Source organism: Fibrobacter sp. (assembly GCF_045131395.1).
Lineage (GTDB): Bacteria > Fibrobacterota > Fibrobacteria > Fibrobacterales > Fibrobacteraceae > Fibrobacter.
The window spans coordinates 43,379-59,963 of record NZ_JBGUQY010000008.1 but is presented as its reverse complement, the minus strand read 5'-3'; the positions used below and the strand labels follow the sequence as shown (position 1 = coordinate 59,963).

Annotated in this window: 14 protein-coding genes; 3 read left to right on the top strand and 11 right to left on the bottom strand. The window is 52.1% G+C overall.

All coding sequences use genetic code 11. From position 1 onward, the window contains the following. Positions 1-30: 30 nt before the first annotated feature. The gene (locus tag ACJMNB_RS04580; RefSeq protein ID WP_405339447.1) at positions 31-543 is read right to left on the bottom strand and encodes a gamma carbonic anhydrase family protein; all 513 of its coding nucleotides are present in this window, start codon (positions 541-543) and stop codon (positions 31-33) included. Between the two features lie 36 nt (positions 544-579). Between ACJMNB_RS04580 and ACJMNB_RS04575 the strand changes: the two genes are divergently transcribed. Further along, positions 580-2,022, top strand: coding sequence for an aldehyde dehydrogenase family protein (locus ACJMNB_RS04575; protein ID WP_405339445.1), 1,443 nt, complete (start codon positions 580-582; stop codon positions 2,020-2,022). Positions 2,023-2,068: 46 nt separating this feature from the next. Here the strand turns inward: ACJMNB_RS04575 and ACJMNB_RS04570 are convergent, their stop codons facing one another. Both ACJMNB_RS04570 and ACJMNB_RS04565 read right to left on the bottom strand, forming a co-directional pair. Next, complete coding sequence (locus ACJMNB_RS04570) at positions 2,069-2,500, bottom strand: acyl-CoA thioesterase (protein WP_405339443.1); 432 nt, start codon at positions 2,498-2,500, stop codon at positions 2,069-2,071. 8 nt (positions 2,501-2,508) lie between these two features. Next, positions 2,509-3,342 carry a pyridoxamine kinase gene (locus ACJMNB_RS04565; protein ID WP_405339441.1) on the bottom strand — a complete coding sequence of 278 codons (834 nt, stop codon included), beginning with the start codon at positions 3,340-3,342 and terminating at the stop codon, positions 2,509-2,511. An 88-nt stretch (positions 3,343-3,430) separates the two neighbouring features. On the opposite strand from ACJMNB_RS04565, the gene glgB reads away from it, so the two are divergent. Further along, entirely contained in the window at positions 3,431-5,647 is a 2,217-nt protein-coding gene (gene glgB, locus ACJMNB_RS04560) for a 1,4-alpha-glucan branching protein GlgB (RefSeq protein WP_405339439.1), read from the top strand. 52 nt (positions 5,648-5,699) lie between these two features. On the opposite strand, the gene ACJMNB_RS04555 is transcribed toward glgB, so the two are convergent. The 7 genes from ACJMNB_RS04555 to ACJMNB_RS04525 all read right to left on the bottom strand — a co-directional run bounded on the left by ACJMNB_RS04555 (position 5,700) and on the right by ACJMNB_RS04525 (position 13,118). Continuing rightward, entirely contained in the window at positions 5,700-6,341 is a 642-nt protein-coding gene (locus tag ACJMNB_RS04555; protein WP_405339437.1) for a hypothetical protein, read from the bottom strand. Between the two features lie 117 nt (positions 6,342-6,458). Further along, positions 6,459-9,647 (bottom strand): carbohydrate binding domain-containing protein, encoded by a 3,189-nt coding sequence (locus tag ACJMNB_RS04550; protein WP_405339435.1) that lies wholly within the window; start codon positions 9,645-9,647, stop codon positions 6,459-6,461. Positions 9,648-9,759: 112 nt separating this feature from the next. Then, positions 9,760-10,494 (bottom strand): thioredoxin domain-containing protein, encoded by a 735-nt coding sequence (locus tag ACJMNB_RS04545; protein ID WP_405339433.1) that lies wholly within the window; start codon positions 10,492-10,494, stop codon positions 9,760-9,762. Positions 10,495-10,637: 143 nt separating this feature from the next. Next, positions 10,638-11,072, bottom strand: coding sequence for a dUTP diphosphatase (locus ACJMNB_RS04540; RefSeq protein ID WP_405339431.1), 435 nt, complete (start codon positions 11,070-11,072; stop codon positions 10,638-10,640). Positions 11,073-11,097: 25 nt separating this feature from the next. Next, complete coding sequence (locus ACJMNB_RS04535) at positions 11,098-11,436, bottom strand: hypothetical protein (protein ID WP_405339429.1); 339 nt, start codon at positions 11,434-11,436, stop codon at positions 11,098-11,100. 3 nt (positions 11,437-11,439) lie between these two features. Then, positions 11,440-12,228, bottom strand: a complete 789-nt coding sequence (locus tag ACJMNB_RS04530) for an RNA methyltransferase (RefSeq protein WP_405339427.1) — start codon at positions 12,226-12,228, stop codon at positions 11,440-11,442. Between the two features lie 2 nt (positions 12,229-12,230). Then, positions 12,231-13,118: a sugar phosphate nucleotidyltransferase gene (locus tag ACJMNB_RS04525; protein ID WP_405339425.1), complete on the bottom strand. Its 888-nt coding sequence runs from the start codon at positions 13,116-13,118 to the stop codon at positions 12,231-12,233. A gap of 81 nt (positions 13,119-13,199) precedes the next feature. On the opposite strand from ACJMNB_RS04525, the gene ACJMNB_RS04520 reads away from it, so the two are divergent. Continuing rightward, positions 13,200-15,440, top strand: coding sequence for a DUF748 domain-containing protein (locus tag ACJMNB_RS04520; RefSeq protein WP_405339423.1), 2,241 nt, complete (start codon positions 13,200-13,202; stop codon positions 15,438-15,440). Positions 15,441-15,667: 227 nt separating this feature from the next. Here the strand turns inward: ACJMNB_RS04520 and ACJMNB_RS04515 are convergent, their stop codons facing one another. Further along, positions 15,668-16,435, bottom strand: a complete 768-nt coding sequence (locus ACJMNB_RS04515; protein WP_405339421.1) for a thiazole synthase — start codon at positions 16,433-16,435, stop codon at positions 15,668-15,670. Between the last annotated feature and the right edge of the window lie 150 nt (positions 16,436-16,585).

The window sequence follows — 16,585 nt, the reverse complement described above, 5'->3', positions numbered from 1 at the left end:
CAACGCAAAGTTTTTTATAGCAAAAAAGCGTTAAGAATTTCTCAACTCGTCTTTAATCACCAAATAATGTTCCGCATTTTCGTGAAATTTGCGAATTTCGTCTTCTGTGAGTTCGCGCACCACATGGGCCGGAGCCCCCACAATCAGGCTGCGTTCCGGGAATTCCTTATTCTGTGTCACCACCGCACCGGCAGCCACCACACTGTCCGACTTGATATGCGCACCGTCCATGAGGATTGCCCCCATACCGATCAGCACGTGGTCGTCCACATCGCAAGCATGCAAAATGGCATTATGGCCTACCGTCACATCGTCACCCACATGCACCCCGACACCTGTCGATAGATGAATGGTGGCGTTGTCCTGGATATTGGTCCGCTTACCGATACGTATTTCGGCCAAGTCTGCACGTATGACAGCATTGTAAAACACCGACGAATCATCGCCAATTTCTACATCGCCAATGACCTTGGCACCTTCCGCGATAAACACGCGTTCGCCGAGAACGGGCTTTTTACCCTTGAATTCAATCAAACTAGCCATGTTTATAATTTATAAAAAAATATTATATTATTTTCCATGATCGACTCGTTGAATTCTATTTTCGAAGAACAGGGAAAAAATCGCTGGGCAGTCGCAAAGAGTACCGCCAAAGAGCGTATCGCGAAGATTTTGAAACTCCGCAAGGCCATTGTGGCTCGACAGCAAGAATTTTACGATGCCGTCTGGACCGATTTCCACAAGCCGAAAACCGAGGCCTGGCTCAGCGAAGTATTCCCCGCCCTCCAAGAAATAGACCATACCGTCGCACACCTTGACGAATGGATGGAAGACAAGGATGGCCGCTGGAGCCCCCTGTTCCCCACTAGCCAGAGCGTGAGCCATTTTGAGCCTAAGGGCCGCGTACTGATTATGGCTCCGTGGAATTACCCATTTTTGCTGTTCTTTGCGCCTGTGGTAGCGGCCGTTGCGGCAGGAAATGTCGTAATTGCAAAACCGAGCCATAAGACCCCACACGTTGCGGAAGTCATCGAGTCGATTGTTAAAGAAGTTTTTCCGCAGAACGAAGTTGCCGTGGTGCAGGGCGCAGGTTCTGAAATCGGAGACACACTGCTGGCACTCCCCTTTGACCACATGTTCTTTACCGGAAGTCCCAAGATCGGGGCCCATGTGGCAGAATGCGCCGCAAAAGTACATGCCGGCGTCACTCTTGAACTCGGCGGAAAGTCACCTGCCATTGTCCTCGAAGACGTAAACATCAAGGATGCCGCCAAGAAACTTGCCTGGGGAAAGACACTCAACGCCGGTCAGACCTGCATTGCCCCCGATTATCTACTTTGTCCTAAAAAGCTAGTACAACCGCTTGCAGAAAAAATTGCAAAGAACATCGCCCAAATGTACGGCGAAACCGAAGAGGCGCGCCGCCTTTCCGAAAATTTCGTGCATATCGTCGAAAGCAACACCGTCGAACGCCATCAATCGTTGATTCAGGACGCTATCGCCAAGGGAGCAACGGCTGTCATTGGCGCACAATTCGCACCCGAAGACATCGAGAACCGCTACACTCCCGCGACCATTCTCATGGGAATCACCGCCGACATGCACATTATGGATTCCGAAATATTCGGACCCATTCTCCCGATCATCGCCTACGAAAACATTGACGAAGCCATCCAATTCGTACAAGTCCGCCCGAAACCGCTTGCGCTCTATATCTTCGGGAAAACCGAAAACAAAATCAACGAAGTCATCGCCCGCACTACATCGGGCTCCGCCTGCGTGAACCATTGCATTCTACAAATCGCAAACAACTCGGTTCCCTTCGGCGGCGTGGGCATGAGCGGCACCGGCAATTATCACGGAATTTACGGTTTCAAGACCTTCAGTCACGAACGCAACGTGATGCGTCAAGGTGCATTCGACACCATGCAGTTCTTCTACCCGCCCTACCACAAAGACAACGAAAAAAGCCTCCGCGCAAAAATGCAGAGGCTTATGAAATTTTTTTTGAAGAACTTTTAATAATGAAATGGATGGTTTCCGGCGCGCTTCGCACGCCAGAATCACTTTAGTGCCCGACGTAGAGTTTTTTCATTTCGTCGGTAATGGCCATGGGGCGTCCACGCTTCATGTCCACAAGCACCCACTGGGTTTCTGATTCGAAAATCACCTTGCCGTCAGAGACGCGTTCAAAGCGGCACTTGCGCAAGCTGGCCACTTTTCCGTAGGCAGCCACCCACGTGGTTCCGCGGATTTCGTCATCCAAGAAGGCCTGGTTCTTGTATTCCACATGCTGCACGTGGATCATCCAGCCAGCCCCCAGTTCACGCATCAAGGTGGTTCCACCGACAGAATCGGAATGGGCAATGGCAATATCCTGAATCCATTGTACCGACCACACGTTATTAAAGTGATGGTTATCGTCAATCATTTCAGGCGTCACCTTGAACACCTGGGTATATTGCATCGGTTCTACAGTTTCTTCCATTGCAATTGCCATAAAAGCTCCTATTCGTTCGCCAAATTCTTGATCAAGTTCGGCAGGGCCAGTTCAAACTTCACACCATACCAGTGAGATTTATCTTCGTAGGTCTTTTCGATGCATTCCAGCACAAAGTCCGCCGCAATTCGGGCCGCGTCGACCATGGAACGCCCGCGCAGCAAGGAACCCACAAAGGCAGAGGCATAGCAGTCGCCCGTGCCGTTAAAGCCCTTGGTGATCTTGCGGTGTTCGTAATAGTTGAATTCCTTGCCGTCATAAAGCAGCACGCCCGTATAGCCCGGACGGAAACCCACACCGGTCAAGACCACGGAACCAGTCCCCAATTCGCAAATCTTTTTGCAAAGGGTTTCTGCCGTGGCGCGGTCCACGTTTTCGCTGTATTCCGTATCCGTCAGCATGCAGGCTTCGGTCATGTTCGGGAGCAAAACATCGGCATGGGCACACAAGTCCTTCATGGCTGCCACAAATTCCATGTTGAAACCGGGGTAAAGCGCACCGTTATCGGCCATAGCCGGGTCCACCACACGCATGGCACAATCGACACCGTTGGTCTCCATGATGTGTTTCACCATGTTAATTTGCTCAATAGAACCCAGATAACCGGTATAGAAAGCGTCAAAGCGGACGTCAATGGATTTCCAATGCTCACTGATAGGCAACATTTCCTTGGTAAGGTCCTGGAAAGTCCAGCCTGTAAAGCCACCCGTATGAGTCGAAAGAATTGCCGACGGAAGCACTGCCGTCTCTACACCACATGCAGAAATAATCGGCAACGCCACCGTCAGGGAACATTGCCCAAAGCACGAAATATCTTGAATTGTTAGGACTCGCCTGTACATGGCCCAAATATAGAATTGCGCAGGCCGATTTTTTTATTATTAAGTTATATTTACGACGTTACAACTAGGTGTTTTACAGGAGTATTGTATGGAATGGAATGACTTCACGAGCTTGACTTCGGAAGACATGCGTGCCATTTGGGATTTTAATACAAAGGATCCGTTTTCGATTTTAGGTTTGCACCCGCTGAATACGGACCGCGGTGTGAAGACGGTGATTCGTACTTACCAGCCGCAGGCAAGCTTTATCCGCGGCGAATCCTGCGATGGCGAATTTGAATTCGACTTTATCAAGCTTGGCGATACGGGTTTCTTCGAAGCTATTCTCGACAAGGAATACGAACCCTTCTTCTATAACTTGATCATTCGCCAGGGCGACAATAACGAATACACCCTTACCGACCCCTACGCATTCCTCCCTGTACTTAGCGACTTTGACCGCCACCTGATCAGCTCGGGCACCCATTACGAACTGTACCGCAAGCTCGGTGCAAACCTTGTAGAACACCAGGGCTTTAAAGGCGTACACTTCGCAGTCTGGGCTCCCAACGCCCGTGCCGTTTCGGTAGTCGGCAGCTTTAACAGCTGGGACGGCCGCCGCCACCAGATGCGCATGCTAGGTTCCACCGGTATTTGGGAAATCTTTATCCCGAACATTGGCGAAGGCGAACTCTACCGTTTCGAAATCCACGGTGCCGATGGCAACCTCCACGTAAAGGTGGACCCGCTGGCAAAGCTTAGCGAAGTTCGCCCGGCAACAGCCTCCATTACCACACACCTTGATGGCTATGAATGGGGCGACGACCTTTACATGACAACCCATTGGGCAACCAAGGTCTTCGGTTCTCCCATGAACATTTACGAAGTCCACGCTGGCTCCTGGCGTCGCGACCCCGCAAATCCGGACCGATTCCTGAACTGGGACGAATTGGCAGAAACCCTGATTCCTTACCTCAAGGAAATGGGCTACACCCACGTGGAATTCTTGCCGCTGGCTGAACACCCGCTGGACGAATCCTGGGGCTACCAGGTCACCGGTTATTACTCCCCCACCAGCCGCTACGGTACGCCTGACCAGTTCCGCCATTTTGTGGACCTTTGCCACCAGAACGAAATCGGCGTAATTGTGGACTGGGTTCCGGCCCACTTCCCGAAAGACGCCCACGCCCTGGGCCGTTTTGACGGCACCGCCTGTTACGAACATGCCGACCCGCGCCAGGGCGAACACCCGCACTGGGGCACCTACATCTTTAACCTGGGCCGTAACGAAGTCAAGAACTTCCTTATCGCCAACGCCATGTACTGGCTCAAGGAATTCCACTGCGACGGCCTCCGCGTCGACGCTGTGGCATCCATGCTCTACCTCGACTACGGTAAGGGCCCCGGCCAGTGGGTCCCGAACAAGGACGGCGGCAATATCAACTATGACACGCTGGAATTCCTGAAGCACTTGAACAGCATCATGGGCCGTCTTACGCCCCATGCAATCTTGATTGCCGAAGAATCTACCAGCTTCCCCAGCATCACGCGCCCGCCTGAACAGGGCGGCCTCGGCTTCCACTACAAGTGGAACATGGGCTGGATGAACGACTTCCTGAGCTACATTCAGCACGAACCCATTCACCGTAAGTATCACCACAACCAGCTGACCTTCAGCATGGTGTATGCCTACAGCGAAAACTTCATCCAGGTTTTCAGCCACGACGAAGTGGTGCACGGCAAGGGTTCCATGCTCGGCAAGATGCCAGGTGACAACTGGCAGAAATTTGCAAACCTCCGCCTCACCTACGCATTCCAGTACGCGCATCCGGGCAAGAAACTCAACTTCATGGGCAACGATTTCGGTCAGTTCCGTGAATGGAACGAAAAGCGCTCCCTCGACTGGCACCTGGTCAGCTGGGACAGCCACGGAAAGCTGCTGCAGATGATGAAGACGCTCAACCACCTGTACAAGGAAAACGCGCCGTTCTGGGAAATCGACCATTACTACACCGGTTTCGAATGGATCTGGTGCGACGATGCCGACAATTCCATCGTGAGCTTCGTGCGTAAGGACGACCACGGGAACCAAATCCTGTGCGTCTTCAACTTTACGCCGGTGGTCCGCAACGACTACCGCCTCGGCGCTCCGACCCGCGGCAAGTGGAAAGAAATCTTCAACACCGACGCCTCTATGTTCGGTGGCAGCAACGTGGGTAACTTTGGCGAAGTCTGGACGCAGGACATTCCGTGGCAGAATCGCGAATGCAGCTTGAACATCAAGCTCCCGCCCCTCGCCGCAGTCTACTTCCGCCTGGAACGATAACTCACAAGTTCTTTAATTCATACTTAAAAACGGCAGCTTAAAGCTGCCGTTTTTATCTAAATTCTATTTTTCCATAAACATGTATGCTGTCGGATTCCATCGAGCTTTGATTATATAAATATTGATCAAATGTAAATCCATTCGACCATGTTGAATCCATGCCAACCATAACATATTCATAGTCCGAATCAAAACGGCATCGTTCCCAAGAAGAAGGACAATCCATCCGTATCTCAGAAAAACCAGCACTTAGCATATCAATTTTTACAGAATCCCCTACAACTTCGAAAGAATGAATAATTCTAGACAGGTCAACATCATAATATTTCTCAGTATTAGTCTCATCTAGCAAAGAAAAACGGATATGTTCTTCAGAATCTAAAGCTACAGATATTTCTTCAAATCTATGGATTTTTAACCTTTGTTTTTCAGAAACGAACAAATACTCAAAATTCCCATAACAACTATTCAATGAATCCGAATATTCCATATTCTCAAACAACAACCTTGCATCACATGTACTGTCATATGGACAATCTAATTCAACGGACAAATTCATTTTTTGGGGATGAACTTTCAAAACATTTTGACAAGAGCCAGAAGCACCATCACCTCCTCCCGTTGAGATTCCACAGGAGAAAAAGAAAAAGCACAATATAAAAGAGAATCCTATCAAAAAAAGATTACGAAACACATTTATCTCCATTTTTTTGAAAATATACTTATAAAGATTGCATAAAAAGAACGCCCCGGCAGAGCCGAGGCGTTTCTTTAAAGGCGGATTCCGGCGGTTAAGCCGGAATGATATTCCTTATTCCACCGTGATAAGGGTGACGGTGCGCTTGCCAACCTTGATCGGCTTGCTTACGTCAACACCCTTCTTGGCCTTCTTGGACGGATCGTTTGCCCAGCCTTCTTTGAGCTTTTCGGAGCTCTTGTCGAGAGTCTGGACGGTGGCCTTGCCCTTGAAGCCCGGAATGTTCAACTTGAGTTCGTAGTCGCTGTACGGGCTCTTGTTGATCACGAGGAGGCTCTTCTTCTTGCCGTTTTCGGTGTAGTAGGTCGTGATGAGCGATTCCTTGTCACCGGTGATTTCGGTCTTGAGGAGCTTGCCGCGGAGAGCGTCGGAAGCCATCTGGAATGCCCAGTAGCTCGGACGCGGGCAGTTCATGCATTCTTCTGCAGAACGGGTCAGGTAACCGTAGTCACCGCCTTCCGGAGTGATGTCGTTGTGGATATCCCAGTACTGTGCGTTGTCCACGTTTTCGGTGGCGAGCATAGCGAGGTAGTCAGCAACGAACAGACCGTTTTCGAGAGCGATGGTCTGCGGACCCGGGTTGAAGTCCACGGAGTTCCATTCGGTGAGCCAGAGTTCAATCTTCTTGTCCTTATTGAAGTGGCTGGTCCACTTGTCCACAACCTTGTGGAGACGGCTGTAGATAGGAACGAGGTCCTGCGGAGCAGAGAGCATGGCGAAGTCATTTTCTTCACCGAAGTGCTGCGGGTAGTGGTGAACAATGAGACCGTCGGCAATGTCGCCGGTTTCCTTGAGCACGTTATCGTTCCACTGGCCATCGAGCACGCCGAGGACTGCAACCTTAATGGTCGGGTCAACCTTCTTCATGGCTTCGATGAACTTACGGGCGCGCTTACCATAAATGGTACCGCCGTCCTTACCATACTTTTCATAGTACGGGTGCCAGTTACCATAGACTTCGTTACCAATTTCCCAGTAAACGATGCCGGCCTTCTTGTCGATGTTGGTGTGCTTCACCCAAGCGGCGGCTTCCTGTTCGGTGCCGGAACCGAAGTTCACGGTGAACATGGCGTTAGAACCAGTCTTCTTCAACCAGGCGAGGAATTCGTCGGTATCGACCATCCAGTCGTGGTTGTCGAGGATTTCCTTCCAGTGGTCGTCATCGGCACGGAGACCACCCGGGTAACGGATGATGCCGTGGTTGATGCGCTTGGCGTATTCGGATGTCTGAACCTTGAACTTCGGATTGTCGAGCATGTCGCCATCCCAAAGAGCAGCGTTGATACCGAAGAGGCCGCCCGAGATGTTCGGGTTGATCACGTCGCCGGTACCCTTGACTTCAACCTTCACGAGAGCCGGACGTTCAGCAGCCTTGACTTCCTTCTGGTTGGTGAGCTTGATGTTGTCGATTTCAAAGCTACCGTTAGAGCCTTCTCCACCCGGTTTGAAGTCGAGAGAGACAACGCCCTTGAGGTCAAACTGGCCGTTTTCCTTGGCGTTAGGCGGCTGGTAGTACGGGAACTTGGAGAATGCGCGGAACGGCACGATCACCGTGGTACGACCGCGAGGAACACCGGTGTTGGCAACGAAGAGTTCGTTACCGGCGTCACCCACCTGAACCGTGATGGACTGCCATGCGCGTTCAGAGTAGACGTCGAACATGATGCCCCAGTGGTTGGTCCAGTCACGGCCCTTGGCATCGTGGTTAGCACTATTCTTGGCAAGGTCGAGCACGACGTCAACCCAGTCAGACATTTCGAAGTGCTTCACGTTGAGGGAGTTGCCATCAAGCTTGGAGGTCTTGAACGGCATTTCCACTTCGACCTTGGACTTCGGGCCCTTAGACGGTTCCCACACATCCTTGGCGAACTTGCCTTCGAAGTCAGAAATAACCATGTCCGGAGCCTTAGACTTCCAGTTGTCCCACTTGATATCCGGGTCAACCCAGTCGATGGTTTCGGTGAAGGTAATCTGGTCAACAAAGATGGTCACAGGAGCCGGCTTGCCCGGTTCGCCTGCGTTTTCACCCTTGCCCACAGAGAAGCGGATTTCCTGAATCTTGTTCCACTGCATGTCCTTGGCGACTTCGGCCTGCTTGTTAGCGTCCCAAGCCTTACCCTTGTCGTTGAACTTCTTCAGAGGAATCTTCACGAGCTTCCAGTCGGTGCCGACCTTGGAGCCTTCAATCCAGTCGTTCAGGCTGATCTTGGTCTGGCTCTTGATGTCGTTGCCCTGGTTGTCGAGGATACCGACGTACACCTTTTCGCCGCCGAGCTTACCCTTGATCCAGAAATAGAGACCGCCCTTATTGCGAACCTTGGAAAGGTCAATGTACTTGCCTTCGCCAATGGAGTAGGTCACGCCGGACCAGTCGTTGTTATCGATATAGAGGGCGAGAACGTTCTTGTTACCCGGAGTCTTGGAATCAGCTTCACGCTGGGCAGAGAGACCACCGTAGCTGTAGCTGAAGCCCTTCAGGCCGTCAGAGTAGAACACGCCGTTAGCGACCGGCTTAACCTTGCCGTCGAGCTTTTCGGGGTTCTTCGGGCCATTGATGACATCGGTATTTTCATCCCAGTAAACAATCTTGGCCTTAGGCTTGGCCTTCTTGTTGCCCTTGACGATTTCGATGTTGTCAACCCAGACTTCGAAATCCTTTGCACCGCTCTTGTCGATGGAGAAACGGATTTCAGCAATCTTGTCCCAGTCGATACGGGCCGGGAATTCGGACTTACGGGTGTTGTCCCAGTAGAGACCACGATCCGGGAAGTCCACGAGAGGAATAGAAACCTTCTTCCATTCCGTCGTAATGGCGCCGCCTTCGATGTACTTGTTCATCGGAAGGACAACCTGGGTCTTCTTTCCGTCAGAAACTTCTTCGTCCAAAAGGCCGACCTTGACGGATTCGCCACCCTTCTTACCCTTGATCATGAACTCGAGCTTGGAGTCGAGAATGAACTTGTTGAGGTCGAAGGTTTCGTTGTACAAGCAAACAGAAGCGCCCGAATATTCGCTCGGGTCGAGCTTAATGTTCAAGGCAGCCTTAGACTTGTAGCCGCCGTCCTTCGTAATGGTGATACCTTTGCTCTTGCCGCCGTATGCGTAGTCAAAGCCCCCCTGACGATACTGTTCGTCGAAGAACTTGTAAGGAACTACGCGCGGTGCTTTCGGCTGAGCCATTGTAGCCGTTACACCGAAGCCGAGGAGGGCGACGGTAGCGGCAGTCAATGTACGCTTCATCATATGATCGTGTCCTTTTGGTTGTGTTTAGTTTGATTTTGAAATTAAAATTTTTGTGCTAAAAAAGGGAGCACGCGACACGAAGTCGCGTTTACAGATTGAACCGCCCAGGCGATTACTTGGCTTCCTTCAAGAGCTTTTCGACGAGGTCCGGGCTGAAACGGTCCTGACGCTTGCCGTTGATGTAGAAGTTCGGGGTGCCCTGCACGCCGACTTCGGTACCGAGCTGGAAGTCCTTGTCGATACGGGCGTTCATGGCAGAGTCGAGAACCATGTCCTTCTTGAACTGTTCCACATTCAAACCGATCTGCTTGGCAACTTCGACATAGATAGAATCGCCGAGTTCGCGGCTATGCGGAGCGAGAGCGTAGCGGTATTCCCAGAACTTGCCCTGCTTCTGGGCTGCGATAGAAGAAGCGGCAGCGGCGCGGGCGTTGGAGTGGAAGCTGAGCGGGAAGTGCTTGTACACGAACTTGATCTGGTCGGGGTACTTCTTGTTGAGTTCCTGCATCACCGGAGCGATACGAGAGCAGTACGGGCACTGGAATTCGGTGAATTCAACAATGGTGAGCTTCGGGTTCTTGGTGTTGCCGAAAACCGGGCTATCTTCATCGGGAATGTCCCAAACCTTGTTGTCGGCTTCCATTTCGGCACGGGCCTGTTCCAGGGAAATGCCGCGCTTGTCGAGAGCGTACTTGATGATTTCGAATTCTTCCTTGACCTGCTTGAATTCCTTCTCCAGGTTGTCGAGCCTGGCCTGCTGGTTGAACGAACCGCCAGCAGAAGCCTGGTTACAGGCTACGAGACCGGCGAAGCATACTGCGATAGCAACAATGGGGAGACGTTTCATGTTTTTCCTTTTGATGTTAAAAAATCCTAGTAGGCCCATGCCTAACTGTGTAGGGGAAATATATAAAAGTCGCGGCAACTTCACCGCGACCTCCATCAATAGATACAAGTTATTAGAAACCAGGTTTTGTTAACAAAAATTTTCTAAACGCCGGTAGAGCCGAAGCCACCGCGGTCAGCACCGTCGAGCACACCTTCTTCGAAAGTCAACGTAGGCTGGATTTCCATGATACGGAACTGCGCGATGCGGCTCCCCTTCTCAATGGTCACGTCTTCGGTGGCGTAGACAGGCATTTTCCACCAGTCGTTGGCACCGCAGTAGCTGGAATCCACCACGCCCACAGAATTCGCCTGCAAGATCTTGAAATTCTTGAACGTAGAACTGCGCGGGGCAATGTGCGCCTCGTAGCCTTCAGGGAGCTTCATGGCCACCCCCAAGTGAATCAGACGGAACTCGCCCTTCTTGAGAGTCACGGTCTCTGCCGCCGCAAGGTCAATCCAATCCGACTTGCCGCCCACATAGGTCAGGCGCGGAATGGAATCGTCCAAATACTGAATCTTAATCGTTTTCGTGGTCATAATGCAAATATAAAATGGTTAGTCTCTAAATGACTTCATCAATCTTTTCGTTCCAGTGATTCGTGGTTTCACGTACCACCTCTTGTCCGCAATCGCACACCACCAGAAAGCAAACTTCGTTCACGACTTCGTAATCGGAGCCGCCGTTGAACACATTTGCGTTGCCGTATTCCTCGCGGTCTTTCCATACATACACCTTGCAGGCGTTCTGCTCGGAAACCGACTTGCAGTAGGCGGCGAGGGTTTCTTCGGAAAGGTCAGCAGCGCTCGCAACACCTGCCGATGAAAGAATCTCAGCAAGTGAGATGGCGCGGGTTTCGCCATCCTTCAAGATTCTTCCAGCGATGTTGTATTCGATTTCCATAGGCTAGGATTCTGCGGTTTCAGCGGCTTCGGCAACTTTTGCGGCTTGTGCAGCAGCCTTGTCAGCAGCCTGCTCCAAGCGAGCTGGCTTTTTAGCAAGGTTACGAATAAGGCCGAACAATGCAGAAAGTTCGTTGCGTGTGGGGTGCAGGCGCTGCAACAATGTGTTGAGGAAGTTATCTCGCCAGGACTGGTCGTGATACTGGCCCGTCAAATAGCGGTCCAAGAACTTCTTGAAGCTGTCAATCTGGTCGATGGTAGCAGGAGCCGTTTCGCAGGCACCCTTGCTTCCGCGCTTGGCGCGACCTTCACCATTTGCGAGCGCACCGCTGCGGCAAAGTTCATAAAGGCCCACCGTTACAGCCTGAGCCAAGTTGAGGCTCATGAGTCCCGGCACCGGAATTTCGCACTGGTAAGTGCATGCGTTCACTTCTTCGGTTTCAAGGCCGCAAGATTCGCGACCGAACACCAGCGCAATGGTTCCGTTCTCGGGCAAGAGTTCCGCAAGCCCCGGCATCATGGTGTGTTTAATCGCAGAACCGTAAATACGACGGCTGAAAGCGACGGCGCAGGCACAATCGCCGATTGCATCTTCGAACTTATGCACGATGGTCGCCTTATCCAGGACTTCGTGACTATTCGGGGCGGTATGGTAAGAATTTTCAATTACCTTGTCACGTTTCGGATAAACGATATAAAGTTCATCGAGGGCGTAGCAATGCATGGCGCGAGCCACGAAGCCAACGTTATGGGGATGTTCCGGTTCAACAAGTACTACTCTGAATTTGCGCATATCTAAACGTTCCACTTAAAACCGCGACCGCGGATTTCGTTTTCAATTACTTCGCCGGCCTTTATCTCGGCACCTTCATAAATTACGGAATGCTTGAGGGTAACGCCGGCAGGAATCGTGATGCCAACTTCCACAACGGCTTCATCCGGGCTGCGGCCCAATTCTTTAAGGCGAGCCTCCACCGCCGACATCAAGCCTTCGGGCGACCCCATATCGATCCAGGTGGCATGCAACTGCGTCATGTCCACAAAGGGGGCACGACCCGCGGCAATCTCTTGCTTCCAGAATTCACGGATGTCGAATTCACCGTCACGGATTCTGGACAAAGCTTCATCGCTGTACCAAGATACGCCCGAGAATGTAGCGGGCGCACCTTCTTCGCTACCGAAACGACCGACAACGCCTGCCAAGCGACCGTCGGCACCCACGCGGAAGGTATTCACCTTCGGAAAATCCACCGCCAGCAAAGCCACCTGCGGCCCATTCGGCATAGCCGCCTGTTCCTGGGCATTCTTCACAAACGCCTTCAGGTCAAAATCGCAATAGGCGTCCCCATTCATAATCAAGAGGCCACCACGGTAGCCTTCATTATAAATGCGCTTCAGCGGTCCCGCCGTTCCCAAAATATCGGGCAATTCCACCCAGACCTTCTCGAATCCCAGGGTCTTGCCTGCCGCTACCACCTGTTCAGCCAGGTAATGAGCATTCGCATGCAGTCGCACGTTCCCGATGGCCCTGGCCTTTCGGGCCTGCAGGTCCAAAATAGAGGCATCTACCACGGGAACAAGGGGCTTCGGCATGTCATTGGTCAGCGGGCGCAAGCGCGTCCCCAATCCGGCAGCCAAAATCAAGACGTTCAGGGAATCGTTATTCAAGGAGGAATTTTCCATTATATGTATAAAGATAGAAAAAGGCGTTCTAAAAAAAATTAACACACATCTACAAAACAAGAATTCTATTTTTAAGGCATCATGAAGAAACGTTACATCGCCCTAATCGTTCTCGCGGCATTGATCGTTATCGTCTTCGCCGCACTCAAGGTAGCCCCCGGCATCGCCAAGAACTACATCGTCGACCACTCCCAGGAACTCATCGGCCGCAAGATGAAAATCGAAAACGTGGAATTCAGCCCGTTCTCGTTTACCGTCACCGTCGATGATTTCGCCATCTACGAACCGGACGGCACCACCCCCTTCGTGGCCTTCGAGAAGTTCCGCATTAACGTGAACCCCTCGCACCTGATCAAGAAAGAAATCAGCGTCAGCGAAATCTACCTGAAAGGCCTCTATACCCGCGTAGCACAGAGGGGCGACAAGTTCAACTTCAGCGACATCCTGAACAAGTTCGCCGCCGACTCTACGGCCGGCTCCACCGCCAAGGAAGCCCCTGCAAGCGATTCGGCTCAGGCCTTGAACCTGGACCCCACCGAATCCATCGGCTTCAACATCGCGGTCGAAAACATCACGCTTGAAAAAGGCAATATCATTTACGAAGACCTGAAGGTGGGCTCCAAGATCCATATCCAGGACTTCTCCGTCGCCATTCCCGCCGTCTACTTCAGCAACAAGGATACCGACATCGGCGTGAACCTCAAGTTCGCCAACGGTGGCGACCTGGGCGTCAACGTCCAGTTCAACATGAAGACCCAGGACTTCGGCGTGAACGTCACCCTCAACAATCTGGCCCTCTCCGTCGCCAAGCCCTACCTCAACGACTTCATCAAGTACAAGGATTTTGAAGGATCCCTGGGTGTAAACCTGAATGTGGCCGGCAACGTGAACAACGTTCTTTCTTCTAACGTAAGCGGAACCGTCTCCGTTGACGGCATCAAGCTTACCGAAACCAGCGGCAAGACCTTGGGCGTTTCTCATGTGGGCGTGGGCATAGCCAAGGCGAACCTGAACGAAATGGACTTCCGCGTGGATTCCGTCATTGTGAACGGGGCTTACGCACACCTGGATCTCTACAAAGACGGCAAGACCAACATCGACGTCCTGCTGGAACCGCTGAACAAGCCCACCAAGGCCGCACCGGTCGATTCCACAGAAAAAGAAGCTCCCAAGACCGCCGAAAAGTCCAAGCCCCTCAAGGCTGTCATCAACAAGCTGCAAGTGGTCAATACCAACGTAACCGCAACCGACCACACCCCGAAACAGACCTTCAACTACAAGGTCAGCAACATTGCCGTCAACGGCTCCAACATCAACTTCAACACGCCCTGCACCATCAACGTTTCTGCAGCCTTCCCCGAAGGCGGTGCCTTGACCCTTAAATACAAGGGCGCACTCTCCGACATCGGCACCATGGACGCCTACATCAGCGTAAAGAACCTGGCCCTCAAGCACTTCTCGCCCTATAGCCATCACTACACCGGCTACCCCATCAGCTCGGGCACCATGGCTTTCGCCAGCGAAAACAAGATGAACGATTGGAATATCGATAGTAAGAACACCATCGATATCTACAACATCGACGTCGCCGACAAGGACGCCAATACCGACCCGGAATTCACCGTTCCCATGAAGGTTGGCCTCTACATTCTCAAGGACAAGGATGACAAAATCGAGTTCGACGTTCCCGTGAAGGGCAACGTACAGGATCCCGAATTCTCTTACCTGAAGATCGTGTGGCAGACCGTGATGAACCTGCTCATCAAGGTGGCCCTCTCCCCGCTCAAAGTCGTGGGCAACGTGGCCGCTACCGGTGCAGGCGCAATCGGAATCGACCTGGGCAAGAACGACGAAATCTACATCGACCCTCTGGCCAGTTCCTTCACCAGCGAACAGTACGCCAAGGCACAGAAGATGGTGGAAGTCCTCGCCAAGGACAAGAAGCTAAAGCTGAACTTCGTGCAAAACTTCAACATGAAGAAGACGGTTGAAGCCTACAAGACGCACAAGCTCAAGACCGACTTCTATAAGGCAACCCAAAACAAGACAACCCTCAACGAACTTGACGAAAAGGCCATTGTCGCCATCGAAGACAAGGACAGCGCCTACGCCGCATACGCCGCAGAACACGCCAAGGAACTGGACCGCAAGACCATGGAAAAAGAAATCCTCGCCATGGCCGAAGCACGTAACCAGGAACTCCTCAAGACCCTGCAGCAGCAACCCGGCGTGACCAAGAAGAACCTCACCATCACCACGGCTCCCCGCGGCGCACTCACCCAGCGCAAGGCCATGTATAAAGTGCAGATTGATGTTCAGTAAATAGAGCCGAGCGATCAACTGTGAGCCACAAGCGACTCATCTAAATGAGTCGTGGTGGCGAGAGCGAGGCGAAGTCACATTTAATTGATGCGATAGAGCCGAGCGGTCTGTACAGGGGAACGAATTCCCCTCACTTCGGCTAAACAAAAAAAAGCGGCTCCAACGAGCCGTTTTTTATTTATCCTTCGCTACCCCTTCGCCTAGGGGCGCGGCCCCTAAAACCCCTATTAATCTCTCAAGAATCCTGTGAGCGGGTCGGAGGCGGAAGCGCCGCGCGTCAGCACGCGCCCAAGGCCTGCCAAGTAGGCCTTGCGACCCGCTTCGATAGCAAGCTTGAAGCTCTGGGCCATCATGGTCAAATCGCCGGCGGTGGCAAGAGCGGTATTCGCCATAATCGCGGCGGCGCCCATTTCCATGGCCGCGCATGCTTCCGAAGGCTTACCGATGCCAGCATCCACGATAATCGGCAGATCAATTTCATCGATGAGAATCTGGATAAATTCGCGGGTAGAAAGACCCTTGTTAGACCCAATGGGAGCGGCAAGCGGCATCACGGCTGCGGCACCTGCGTTCACGAGGTCGCGCGCCACGTTCAAATCCGGGTACATGTAAGGCATCACTACGAAACCTTCTTTTGCCAAGGTTTCAGTAGCCTTGATGGTTTCGTAGTTATCGGGCAAAAGGTACTTCGTGTCGCGCATGATTTCGATCTTGACGAAATCACCGCAGCCGAGTTCGCGGGAAAGACGCGCAATGCGCACCGCCTCTTCGGCGTTGCGTGCGCCGGAAGTGTTCGGCAACAGCGTCACACCCTTCGGAATGTAATCCAGAATGTTTTCGTGATCCTTCGTATTCGCACGGCGCACGGCGAGAGTGACAATCTCTGCGCCAGCATCGCGCACAGCAGCCTCAATCAACTTGAGGGAGTATTTGCCGGAACCCAAGATAAAACGCGAATTAAATTCGTGACCACCGATAACGAGTTTGTCGTCCATAAAACCTTCTTTTTTGCAATGCGTCCTCTAAAAATTCATTCTCAAAAATTTGGTTGCGACACATCGTGCAATTTCGTCTCTCAAAGTGGCAAATACCACCAGTATTCGCCACTTCTCGTTCCTGCTTGCACTCGGTCTCACTCAAATTTT